At 67.3% G+C, this 11,172-nt stretch carries 12 protein-coding genes; 7 read left to right on the forward strand and 5 right to left on the reverse strand.

Annotation, left to right across the window (positions count from 1 at the left end):
- Positions 1-2 precede the first annotated feature (2 nt).
- The 4 genes from paaD to paaA are packed head-to-tail and all read right to left on the reverse strand — an operon-like array spanning position 3 to position 2,639.
- The gene (paaD, locus tag E3T25_RS05295) at positions 3-530 is read right to left on the reverse strand and encodes a 1,2-phenylacetyl-CoA epoxidase subunit PaaD (RefSeq protein ID WP_104102559.1); all 528 of its coding nucleotides are present in this window, start codon (positions 528-530) and stop codon (positions 3-5) included.
- The gene (gene paaC / locus E3T25_RS05300; RefSeq protein WP_104102561.1) at positions 524-1,354 is read right to left on the reverse strand and encodes a 1,2-phenylacetyl-CoA epoxidase subunit PaaC; all 831 of its coding nucleotides are present in this window, start codon (positions 1,352-1,354) and stop codon (positions 524-526) included. Before paaC ends, paaD begins: the two co-directional genes overlap by 7 nt.
- Complete coding sequence (gene paaB, locus E3T25_RS05305) at positions 1,351-1,656, reverse strand: 1,2-phenylacetyl-CoA epoxidase subunit PaaB (protein ID WP_104102564.1); 306 nt, start codon at positions 1,654-1,656, stop codon at positions 1,351-1,353. Before paaB ends, paaC begins: the two co-directional genes overlap by 4 nt.
- Positions 1,656-2,639 (reverse strand): 1,2-phenylacetyl-CoA epoxidase subunit PaaA, encoded by a 984-nt coding sequence (gene paaA, locus E3T25_RS05310; protein ID WP_104102566.1) that lies wholly within the window; start codon positions 2,637-2,639, stop codon positions 1,656-1,658. Before paaA ends, paaB begins: the two co-directional genes overlap by 1 nt.
- A 116-nt stretch (positions 2,640-2,755) precedes the next feature.
- On the opposite strand from paaA, the gene paaI reads away from it, so the two are divergent.
- The 7 genes from paaI (at position 2,756) to E3T25_RS05345 (ending at position 9,401) form a co-directional block, all read left to right on the forward strand.
- On the forward strand, positions 2,756-3,190 hold the full coding sequence (gene paaI / locus E3T25_RS05315) for a hydroxyphenylacetyl-CoA thioesterase PaaI (protein ID WP_104102568.1): 435 nt from the start codon (positions 2,756-2,758) through the stop codon (positions 3,188-3,190).
- Positions 3,191-3,223: 33 nt separating this feature from the next.
- Positions 3,224-4,534, forward strand: coding sequence for a phenylacetate--CoA ligase PaaK (gene paaK, locus E3T25_RS05320; protein WP_134341849.1), 1,311 nt, complete (start codon positions 3,224-3,226; stop codon positions 4,532-4,534).
- Between the two features lie 74 nt (positions 4,535-4,608).
- Positions 4,609-5,256 (forward strand): TetR/AcrR family transcriptional regulator, encoded by a 648-nt coding sequence (locus tag E3T25_RS05325; protein ID WP_134372807.1) that lies wholly within the window; start codon positions 4,609-4,611, stop codon positions 5,254-5,256.
- 41 nt (positions 5,257-5,297) lie between these two features.
- A complete protein-coding gene (locus E3T25_RS05330) occupies positions 5,298-5,696 on the forward strand; it encodes a hotdog fold thioesterase (RefSeq protein WP_104102727.1) in 399 nt (132 codons plus the stop codon).
- A gap of 10 nt (positions 5,697-5,706) precedes the next feature.
- A complete protein-coding gene (locus E3T25_RS05335; protein WP_104102573.1) occupies positions 5,707-6,051 on the forward strand; it encodes a helix-turn-helix transcriptional regulator in 345 nt (114 codons plus the stop codon).
- 71 nt (positions 6,052-6,122) lie between these two features.
- Positions 6,123-6,635 (forward strand): universal stress protein, encoded by a 513-nt coding sequence (locus tag E3T25_RS05340; RefSeq protein WP_233191501.1) that lies wholly within the window; start codon positions 6,123-6,125, stop codon positions 6,633-6,635.
- 9 nt (positions 6,636-6,644) lie between these two features.
- Positions 6,645-9,401, forward strand: coding sequence for a cation-translocating P-type ATPase (locus tag E3T25_RS05345; protein WP_134372810.1), 2,757 nt, complete (start codon positions 6,645-6,647; stop codon positions 9,399-9,401).
- 94 nt (positions 9,402-9,495) lie between these two features.
- On the opposite strand, the gene E3T25_RS05350 is transcribed toward E3T25_RS05345, so the two are convergent.
- Positions 9,496-11,172: DEAD/DEAH box helicase (locus E3T25_RS05350; RefSeq protein WP_241980640.1), on the reverse strand; the 1,677-nt coding region annotated here is incomplete at its 5' end.

Consider the following 11,172-nt stretch of genomic DNA (forward strand, 5'->3'; position numbering starts at 1 on the left):
GGTTACAACACCTTGAAGTAGTCGAACGGTTCGAGGCAGTCCCGGCACTCGTAGAGTGCCTTGCACGACGTCGAACCGAAGCGGGCGAGTTCCCGCGTATTCAGTGAGGAGCAGCGCGGGCACTTGACCACGAGTTGGAGCCGGACGGCGCCGGTCGGGCGCACGCCGGAGTGGCCGGTCGGGGCAGCGATGCCATAACTGACCAGCTTCGCCTTGCCCTCCTCGCTCATCCAGTCGGTGGTCCAGGCCGGGGCGAGCACGAGTTCCACGGTGACGTTCTGGTAGTGGGCATTGGTGAGGGCCGCCCGGACGTCGTCGCGCATGGCCTCCATCGCGGGGCATCCGCTGTAGGTCGGCGTTAGGATGACGTGGGTTCCGTCGGCCGAAACGGCGACCGACCGAAGCACTCCCAGATCTTCAATCGTGAGCACGGGGACCTCCGGGTCACAGACCTCGGCGGCGATGTCCCAGGCCTTCTGCGACGCCGCGTCGCCCGGACGCGGACGGGCGAGGGAGGCCACGGTCACCATTTCGCGCCGGGGTGCGCCCGCGCCAGCACCTGCATCTCGGCGAGCAGCGGCCCGAGGTTCTCGGAGTGGTCGCCGCGGCGCCCGCCCCCGGAGGAGATGAAGCCGCGGGGAACCTCGAGCTCGGCTTCGGCGAGCACGGGGAACATGGCGCTCAGGACTGAGGCCTGGAGGGAGGACGGCCGCACGGCGACGCCCTCGAGCCGGTCGATCAGCGGCTCGTCGACGAAGAGCTCCTCCACGAACGGCCATAGGTCGGAGAGACCGGTGATCATGCGCCGGCGGGATTCCTCGGTGCCCTGAGCGAGGCGCAGCACCCACTGGATGGAATGGTCGCGGTGGTAGTCGACCTCCTTGACGGCCTTGGCCGCTATCGCGGCGAGCGTCGCATCCGTCGACTGCATCAGCGCGCTGTAGAGCTCGAACAGGTAGTGCGCCGCGATGAACTGACGGGCGATCGTGTGCGCGAAGTCACCGTTGGGCTGCTCGAACAGGTGCGCCGAGCGCCACTGGGGTTCGTCACGCCAGTACGCCAGGTCGTCCTCGGTTCGGCCGGATTCGGCCCCGGCGTAGTGCAACAGGGAACGGGCGTGCCCGATTAGGTCGAGGGCGATGTTGCCGAGGGCGATGTCCTCTTCCAGCTCCGGGGCGCGGGAGATCCACCAGCCCAGGTTCTGGGCCAGCACGAGCGAGTCGTCGCCGAGCCAAAGCGCGTATTCCGCAACGTCGTGCGAGGCGACGGATGCCGCTTCGACCAGTTCCGCGGAGAGCTGGACCGTGTCGACGTCGACGTGGCCGTGGCCGTCCTGCTCGATGGTGTCGCTCACAGGTGCTTCACCCCTTCGCTCTTCGTGTAGTAGCTCGCGTGGCGGTAGTTCTTGCCGGCGGGCGATTCGAAGAAGGCACCCTTCGCATCCGGATCGCTCGTGGTGATCGCGTCGGCAGGCACGACCCAGATCGAGACGCCCTCATTGCGGCGGGTGTAGAGGTCACGCGCGTTGCGCACCGCGAGGGTGGCGTCGGGGGCGTGCAGGGAACCCACGTGGGTGTGGCTGATTCCGCGGCTGGAGCGCACGAAAACCTCCCAAAGGGGCCAGATCTCCTTCTCGGATGCACCGGGAGCGCTCATTATGCGACCGCCTTCACGCCCTGCTTGGCGGCGTACGCGGCAGCAGCCTCACGCACCCACTGACCCTCGTCGTGCGCGTCGCGGCGGCGCTGGAGGCGCCTGGCGTTCGCCGGTCCGCGGCCCGCGAGCACCTCGTGGAATTCGGTCCAGTCAATTTCGCCCATGTCGTACGCACCCTTTTCTTCGTTCCAGCGCAGGTCCGGGTCCGGCAGCGTCACACCGAGCACCTCGGCCTGCGGCACGAGCATTCCGACGAAGCGCTGGCGCAGGTCGTCGTTGGAGAACCGCTTGATGTTCCAGGCCATCGACTGCGCAGAGTTGGGCGAGTCGTCATCGGGCGGCCCGAACATCTGCAGGGCCGGCCAGTACCAGCGGTTGACCGATTCCTGGGCCATCTCGCGCTGGGCGGGCGTGCCTTTCATCAGCTCGAGCAGGATCTCGAAGCCCTGCCGCTGGTGGAAAGACTCCTCCTTACAGATGCGCACCATGGCGCGCCCGTACGGACCGTAGGACGCGCGGCAGAGCGGCACCTGGTTGCAGATCGCGGCGCCGTCGACGAGCCAGCCGATGGCGCCCATGTCGGCCCAGGTGGGACTCGGGTAGTTGAAGATGGAGGAGTAGCGCGCCTTGCCCGCGATGAGCTGGTCCGTCATCAGGTCGCGGCTGATGCCGAGAGTCTGCGCGGCGGAGTAGAGGTAGAGACCGTGGCCGGCCTCGTCCTGCACCTTGGCCAGTAGGATCGCCTTGCGCTTCAGGCTGGGCGCCCGGGTGATCCAATTGCCCTCCGGCTGCATCCCGATGATCTCGGAGTGCGCGTGCTGGGAAATCTGGCGGATGAGGGTCTTGCGGTAGCCGTCCGGCATCCAATCACGCGGCTCGATTCGCGAATCGGCGGCAATCAGGTCGTTGAACTGCTGCTCCTCGGCAGACACCGTGGCGGCGCTGTCCGGGGCGATAGCGTAGGGAACTGGCGGGATTGTCATCGTTGACTCCTGGGTTTGGCGAACTTTTACCAACCGATCGTTCAGTTAGTATATGGTTTCCCTACGACCCCCACAACCATGCGTTGCGGCCCGCGGAACTCAATGAGGAGAACCACATGACGGAAGTTTTACCGCCCTCCAACGGGGCCATGATGGAGAACGACCGGGCATCGGCCGCACTCGGCATGGTCGTGCACGCCTCAGAGCCCGGCCGCGCGGTCGTCTCCATGCTCCTGCGGGACGACATGATGAACGGCTTCGACGTGACGCACGGCGGGATCGTCTTCGCTCTGGCCGACACGGCGTTCGCGATCGCCTGCAACGACGACCACCACGTCACGCTCGCGTCGGGCGCCGACATCACCTTTCTGAAGCCCACCGCCGCCGGGCAGACCCTCACCGCGACCGCCGTGTTGCGCACCAAGAGCGGTCGCTCCGGACTTTATGACGTGCGCGTTGCCAACGAGCACAACGTACCGGTGGCGGAGTTTCGCGGGCGCAGCCGCACCACCAACTTTCCCGTGCCTGGTTCCGTCGCTCCTCTACTTTAAATCCGCATTCCACCAGGAGGCCTCATGTCAACGATGACCAAGACCCGCTTGCACGCCCCGGCCCAGGATGAACTCGATCCCGAGGAGCGGATGTCCCGTGACGAACTGCAGGCGTTACAGCTGACCCGGCTGCAGAAGACCGTACGGCTCGCCTACCAGAACGTTCCTCTCTATACCCGCAAGTTCAACGAGGCCGGAGTGCACCCGGACGACATCCGCACCCTGGACGATGTGGCCCTGCTGCCCTTCACGACCAAGGACGACCTGCGCGTCTCCTACCCGTTCGGCATGTTCGCGGTGCCGTTGGACCAGGTCGCGCGCATCCACACCTCCTCCGGGACCACCGGGCTGCCGACCGTCGTCGGCTACACGAAGAAGGACCTCAGGATGTGGGCGGGCCTGGTGGCGCGCAGCCTTCGCGCCTCCGGCGTGCGGCCCGGCATGCGCGTGCACAACGCGTACGGTTACGGCCTCTTCACCGGCGGCCTCGGCGCGCACGCGGGCATCGAAGCGCTGGGCGCCACCGCCATCCCGATGTCCGGCGGCCAGACCAACAAGCAGGTCAAGATGATTCAGGACTTCGAACCGGACGTCATCATGGCCACGCCCAGCTACCTGCTGACGATCACGGATGCGATGGTCGCGGCCGGCATGGACCCTCGCTCGTCCAGCCTGAAGGCGGGCGTGCTCGGCGCAGAGCCGTGGACCAATCAGATGCGGCTCGAGCTGGAAGACCGCCTCGACTTCGACGCGCTCGACATCTACGGGCTCAGCGAGGTGATGGGCCCGGGCGTGGGCAACGAGTGCATCGAGACGAAAGACGGACCGCACCTCTGGGAGGACAACTTCCTGCCCGAGGTCATCGACGGCGACAGCGGACTCGTGCTGCCTGACGGCACCCAGGGTGAGCTCGTGTTCACGTCGCTGACCAAGGAAGCTTTCCCGGTCATCCGTTACCGAACCCGCGACCTGACCCGCCTGCTGCCCGGATCGGCGCGCCCCGGCATGCGCCGGATGGAGAAGATCACGGGTCGCAACGACGACATGATCATCCTGCGCGGCGTCAACCTGTTCCCGACCCAGATCGAGGAGATCGTGCTCAGCATCCCGAGCCTCTCTCCGCACTTCGTGATCGAGCTGACCCGGCCGAACCGGATGGACGAACTGACCGTTCGGATCGAACGGCACGAGCACGCCAGCGATGCCGCCTCCGACATCGCCTCAGCACTGCTGATCCATAAGATCAAGGACCTGATCGGGTCCAGCGTCAACGTGTTGATCGTCGAACCCGGCACGCTCGAGCGCAGCACCGGCAAGCACAAGCGTGTCTACGACCTGCGCTGAGTCTGCCGCACAACCCGCGCAGTCACGGGCCGGTCGTTCCTCCGGAAACCCGGCTCGTGACAGACTTCTCGATTATGTCTGAACCAGCCCTGGCCAAGCGTGGCCGCCCCGGATACGACCAGCCCGCCATTCTCGAGGTGGCGGTCGCCGCCTTCAACGAGTTCGGTTACGACGCCACCTCGATGGGCGTGCTCGCGACCCGCCTCGGCCTGTCGAAATCGGCGATCTACCACCACTTCACCTCGAAGGAGGAGCTGCTGGAACAGGCTCTCGGCGAGGCCCTCGACGGACTCGAAGGGGTGCTGCTCAAGCAGAGCGCCCAGTGCGGCCCGGCCATCGACCGGCTCGCCGCGGTGCTGCGCGGAGCCGTGGAGGTGCTCACCTCCCGGCTGCCCTACGTGACGCTGCTGCTACGGGTGCGCGGAAACACGGATGTCGAGCGCGCCGCGCTCGCCCGCCGCCGCTTATTCGACCGGGCCGTATCCGCCCTCGTGGTGGAGGCCCGCGATGAGGGTTCCCTGCGCGGCGACATCGACCCTCGGATCGTGACCCGGCTGCTGTTCGGCATGGTGAACTCGATCGTGGAGTGGTACCGGCCGGAGGGGCCGGAAGATGCCGGTCAACTCGCCAACGATGTGCTCGCGGTGGCGCTCGACGGGCTGCGGGTGGCGCCGGGCTCGCGGGTCTCGGAAACTCGACCACCGAATAGAGGAGACACGTGAACGAGAACTGGAAGATCACGCTCGGCGAACTTGACGAGAAGATGGGCGTGACCATCCTCGAGCAGTCCGCGGAGCGGGTCGTCGCGACGATGCCGGTGGAGGGCAACCGACAGTCCTTCGGGCTGCTGCACGGCGGGGCATCCGTCGCCTTCGCCGAGGCTCTCGGCTCGTGGGCTGCCGTGATCCATGCGGGCCCGGGGCGAAGCGCGGTGGGCCTCGACATCAACGCGACCCACCACCTCGCGGCGCGGTCGGGAATCGTGACCGGGGTGGCGACGGCCATCCGGCTCGGGCGCACGATCGCCTGCCACGAGATCGTGATCAGCGACGACCAGGGCCGTCGGTTGTGCACCGCGCGCATCACGAACCTGATCGTCGACGCGCCCGACCGGCCGCCGTTCGTGCCCCGGGCGCAAGACGGCGCGACACCGGTGGACTAATCTCACTTACATGAACGCATCGGACCCTGACCAGGAGCCCCGGCCCACCCCCGGGAGCGACGCCCGCTGGACGTTCCTGACCAACCACGCACACGTTCTCGTCACGATCGCGCGGGATCCGCAGTGCCGGATGCGCGAAGTGGCCTCCCGGGTGGGCGTCACCGAGCGCGGGGCCCAGAAGATCATCGCCGATCTCGTGGCGAGCGGTTACATCACGAGAACCCGGGTCGGGCGGCGCAACAGCTACCAGATCGCCCCCGGGCGACCGTTCCGGCATCCGGTGTCCGAAGGACACGAACTCGACGAGCTGCTCGCCGTGCTCGTGCCGGTCCCACCCCCCAAGTTGGACACCTGAACGGCAGTTCGCTAATCTGGGAGTGTTCTGATCGTTCTTCCTCATTCATCCCCCAGTTTGGAGAGTCCGCCGTGAGCACCGAAGGCACCACCCCTGCAGGCACACCGGAAACCGCCGAGGCGTCCACGCCGGCGCCGTCGCCGGCCGGCAGCATCGTCGTCGGCCACGACGGCTCGGCCTTCGCAGACCACGCGCTCAGCACGGCGCTCGGGCTCGCCGATCAGTTGCACGCCCCGGTCGTGATCGTGCGTGCCTGGTCAATCGACACCGCCCCCAGGCCCGCGAACTGGGAGTTCGGCTACGTGTCGACGTTCGCCGAATACTCGGAGGCGGTTCGGGCCGCACTGATCGAGGACACCGCTGCGCTGGTGCATGCCTTCCCGAACGTGACCGTCGACTACCGGGCCGTGCATGCGGGGCCTGCCCGCAGCCTGATCGAGGTGTCGCGTGAGGCGCGGATGCTCGTGGTCGGTTCCCGCGGGCGCGGCAACCTGGCCGGACTGTTGTTGGGCTCGGTCAGCGACCAGTGCACCCGGCTGTCGGTCTGCCCGGTGCTGGTGACGCGCAAACGGCCGAATCGCTGACCCAGACGGATGTCCACCACCTCTCCCGCAGCGGCGGCCACCGAGCACGCCGCCTGGCACACCCTCTCGGCCGCTGAAACCACGGCGGCCCAGGACGTCGACGCCCGCGCCGGGCTCGCCGCATCCGAGGTCGACGACCGCCGTCGGCGATACGGACCGAACTTGCTGCGTAAGCCGAAACGCGTGCCGACCTGGCGCAAGATCGTGCGCCTTCTCGGCGAGAAGATGACGATCGTGCTCCTGGTGGCCGCGGTCGTCAGCGCCGTCGTCTCGCAAGAACTCGAGACACCGATCGTAATCCTGGTCGTGATCATCCTCAACACGGTTCTGAATTATGTGCAGGAGCGGAGGGCCGAGAGCAGCCTCCAGGCGCTGCAGCAGCTGTCGGAAGGCAAGGCCGTCGCTCGGCGGGACGGAACCGAACTCGAGGTGCAATTCTCCGATCTTGTGCCGGGCGACATCGTGCTCCTCGATGCCGGGGACTCCGTTCCGGCGGACGGTCGCATCATCGAGAATGCCGGCTTGCAGGTGGCCGAGGCGACCCTGACCGGGGAATCCGAGCCGGTCGGGAAGACGATTCCCGCTCTGGACGATGCGGAACTGCCGCTCACAGACCGCACCAACATGCTTTTCATGAACACCCTGGTCACTCGCGGCCGCGCCACCATGGTGGTCACCGACACCGGCATGGGCACGGCCGTCGGCGGCATCGCGGTGCTGTTGAACGAGGTGAAGAACGACAAAACACCGTTGCAGCGGAGGATCGACCAGCTGGCCCAGCTGCTCACCGTTGCGGCGCTGGTCGTGGTGGCGATCGTCTTCGTGCTGGGCCTCCTGCGCGGGGACTCCTGGACCGAGCTGCTGATCACCGCCGTCTCGCTGGCCGTGGCGACCATTCCTGAGGGTCTCACCGCGGTCGTCGCGTTCACCCTGGCGATGGGCGCCTCCCGGCTGGCCGCCCGAGGCGCCATCATCAAGCAGCTCTCGGCGGTGGAAACCCTCGGCAGCGTCAGCCATATCGCCACCGATAAGACCGGCACGCTGACCATGAACGAGATGACGGCCCGCCGACTGCACACCCATGGCCGCGATTTCCGCATCACCGGCGAGGGCTACTCCACCGACGGCCGGATCCTCACCGGTGATGACCGGCCCCTGCCTGACCTCACCGAGGCGTTCCTAACCATGGCCCTGTGCAATGACGCCGTACTGAACGACGGCGTGCTGGTCGGCGACCCCACCGAAGGAGCCCTGGCCGTTCTCGCCGAGAAGGGCGGCATCGACGTCGCAGCTGCGAGGCGGACCCACCCCCGGGTAGCCGAAGTGCCCTTCGACTCCGACTACAAATTCATGGCCACATTCCACCGGCCGGCAGAGCCGACGACCGGACTGCCGCGACCGCCCGGACACCGCTGCTTCGCCAAGGGCGCACCGGGCGCACTGCTGCCCCTGACCGACTCGGTGCTCACCGACGACGGCATCCGCCCTCTCGATGCCACCATGCAGCAACGAATCCACGACACCATCCAGGAACTGGCCGGTGAGGGCCTGCGCACGATCATGGTCGCCGGACGCACCCTCGACGCCGGCACCGTTCCGGGCGACGACTCGGGTCGCTCCCTGGTCACCGGTCTGACCCTCTACGCCATCGTCGGAATTGTCGATCCACCCAGGGTTGAGGCGGCCAAGGCCATCGCGGTGGCGCTCGGCGCCGGCATCCGCGTGCACATGATCACGGGCGACCATCTCGTGACGGCCTCGGCCATCGCCCGCAACCTGGGCCTGCCCGGAGAGGCTGCTGCCGGTCCTACGCTGGACGACCTCGACGATCACGCGCTCGCCGCCCGGGCCGCCGACTACGGGGTACTCGCCCGGGTCACCCCGGCCCACAAGATCCGGGTGGTCAGGGCGTTGCAGGCCGGCGGCAATGTCGTTGCAATGACCGGTGACGGCGTCAACGACGCGCCGGCCCTGAAGCAGGCCGACATCGGCATCGCCATGGGTATCACCGGCACGGATGTCTCCAAAGGCGCCGCAAACATGATCCTCACCGACGACAACTTCTCCACGATCGTCGCCGCGGTGCAGGAGGGACGCGGCATCTACGCCAACATCCTGAAGTTCGTCAGGTTCCAGCTGACCACGGCGTGGGGATTCGTGCTCATCTTCCTGATCGCGGGCGTCACCGGGTGGGCCGCGGGCGCGCCGTTCACGGCGCTTCAGATCCTCTGGGTCAACATCATCATGGACGGCCCACCCGCACTGGCGCTCGGCTTGGATCCGGCCGAACCCGGAACGATGAGCTGGCCTCCGCGCCCGTCCGACGAACCTCTGCTCACTCGGGACAGGATGCTGCGTATTCTCGGGCTCGGCCTCGTCATGGCCGCGGGAACCCTGACCGTGTTGACCCAGGCGTCCGCCCTGTTCCCGGACAGTGCGGGCAACGCGGCCTTCGCCACCACCCTCGCGTTCACGACCTTCGTCTTCTACCAGGTGTTCAACCTTCTCAACGTGCGCTCGGACACCCACTCCGTCTTCTCACTCCAGACGTTCACCAACCGCAGCATCTGGCTGGCACTCACCGCCGTGATCATCCTGCAGGTCCTCGTGGTGCAGATGGACGTGCTCCAGGGACTCTTCGACACGACCTCCCTCACGTCGGGCCAATGGGGTCTGTGCGTGCTGGTCGGGTCGTCGGTGCTCTGGATCGAGGAGGTCCGAAAAGCCATCGTGCGGGCAGCCGGGCATCGCGCAGCTCGCCGCTGAGACCTGCCCGACCCGCAACGCGAGAAGGGGCATCCACCGTGACGGCGGATGCCCCTTCTCGCGTTATTTCAGGAGGTGCTGGAGTTGCTGCCGACTACATTCCGGCGAGGTCGCGCACCGACGTGTCGCCGGGGGCCGCGTTCGTGAAGGAGGCCTCGATCTCGGCGCGGCCCAGCAGCTCATCCATGCGGCGGCGACGCTGCTTCGGGATGAGCGTGACGACGGTACCGGACTTGCCGGCGCGCCCGGTACGACCGGAGCGGTGCAGGTAGGTCTTGTACTCGTCGGGAGCGTCGGCCTGGATGACCAGGTCGATGTCGTCCACGTGGATGCCGCGAGCCGCGACATCCGTTGCCACCAGCACGTTGACGCGACCGCTGGTCAGCATCTGCAGGTTGCGGGTGCGTCGAGCCTGGTTCAGGTCGCCGTGCAGGCTCGTGGCCTTCACGCCGGCGTCTTCGAGCTGCTCGGCGAGCTGTTCGGCGTAGGCACGGGTGCGCGAGAAGATCAGCGTCTTGCCCTGGCGGTCGACGAGCTGGCCGATGATGGCGCTCTTGTCGCGGTGCTCGATGACGAGCACGCGGTGGTCGATGGTGGAGGAGGCCTGATCTTCGCCGGCAACCTCGTGCACGGCCGGGTTGATCAGGAATTCCTTGACCAGCGAGGCGACGCCCTTGTCGAGGGTGGCCGAGAAGAGCAGCTTCTGGCCGCCCTTCTTGGTCTGACGCAGGATGCGCTGAACCGGCTCGAGAAAGCCCAGGTCGCACATGTAGTCGGCCTCGTCAAGGACGGTGACGACGACCTCGCTGAGGTCGAGGCGACCCTGCTCGATGAGGTCTTCGATGCGACCGGCGGTGCCGATGATGATGTCCACGCCGCGCTGGAGGGCGCTGACTTGGCGGTACTGCGGAACGCCGCCGTAGATCTGGGTGGTGAAGAGGCCGACGCTGCGGGCGATGGGCTGGATGGTGCGGTCGATCTGCAGGGCCAGCTCACGGGTCGGGGCCAGAATGAGCGCGCGGGGCTTGCGGGCCATCTTGCGGTCCTTGGCGCCGTTGTTCTCCAGCAGCTTCTCCACGAGGGGAGCGCCGAAGGCAATGGTCTTGCCGGAACCGGTCTTGCCACGGCCGAGCACGTCGCGCCCGGCGAGTACGTCCGGGATGGTCGCGGCCTGGATCGGGAACGGCGCTGCGGCACCGAGGGTGGCGAGCTCGCGCACGATGTTCTCACCGAGGCCCAAGTCGCCGAAGGTCACGCCGACGACTTCGGCAGCCGTCGTCGCGATGGCTTCGAGGCGCTCAAGCACGACGTCGTCACCAGCGGCGAAGTGCGCCTTGGTGTCGCGGTCGGGGTAGAAGTTGCTGGAGTGGCCACCATCGGACGCCGAGCGGGCCGGACGCGCCGGACGGTCGGAGTTCGAACGCTCGGAACGGTCGTAGCCGCCACGCTCGGTGCGGGCCGGACGGTCGCCGTAGGACGAACGGTCGTTGTTGTTGTACGCCGGACGATCCGTGCGCGGGGCACGGTCGCCGTAGGAGGGTCGGTCGTTGTTGTAGGACGGACGGTCCGTGCGCGGACGGTCGTTGTTGTACGCCGGACGATCCGTACGCGGGGCACGGTCGCCGTAGGAGGGTCGGTCGTTGTTGTGCACCGGACGATCCGTACGCGGGGCACGGTCGCCGTAGGAGGGTCGGTCGTTGCCGTAGGACGGACGGTCCGTGCGCGGACGGTCGTTGTTGTACGCCGGACGATCCGTACGCGGGGCGCGATC

This window comes from Cryobacterium sandaracinum, from assembly GCF_004403415.1.
GTDB classification, from domain to species: Bacteria; Actinomycetota; Actinomycetes; order Actinomycetales; family Microbacteriaceae; genus Cryobacterium; species Cryobacterium sandaracinum.

Coding starts and splice junctions, on each gene's coding strand:
- paaD (WP_104102559.1), bottom strand. CDS start 530: ATGGTGACCGTGGCCTCCCTCGCCCGTCCGCGTCCGGGCGACGCGGCG.
- paaB (WP_104102564.1), bottom strand. CDS start 1,656: ATGAGCGCTCCCGGTGCATCCGAGAAGGAGATCTGGCCCCTTTGGGAG.
- paaA (WP_104102566.1), bottom strand. CDS start 2,639: ATGACAATCCCGCCAGTTCCCTACGCTATCGCCCCGGACAGCGCCGCC.
- paaI (WP_104102568.1), top strand. CDS start 2,756: ATGACGGAAGTTTTACCGCCCTCCAACGGGGCCATGATGGAGAACGAC.
- paaK (WP_134341849.1), top strand. CDS start 3,224: ATGACCAAGACCCGCTTGCACGCCCCGGCCCAGGATGAACTCGATCCC.
- E3T25_RS05325 (WP_134372807.1), top strand. CDS start 4,609: ATGTCTGAACCAGCCCTGGCCAAGCGTGGCCGCCCCGGATACGACCAG.
- E3T25_RS05330 (WP_104102727.1), top strand. CDS start 5,298: ATGGGCGTGACCATCCTCGAGCAGTCCGCGGAGCGGGTCGTCGCGACG.
- E3T25_RS05335 (WP_104102573.1), top strand. CDS start 5,707: ATGAACGCATCGGACCCTGACCAGGAGCCCCGGCCCACCCCCGGGAGC.
- E3T25_RS05345 (WP_134372810.1), top strand. CDS start 6,645: ATGTCCACCACCTCTCCCGCAGCGGCGGCCACCGAGCACGCCGCCTGG.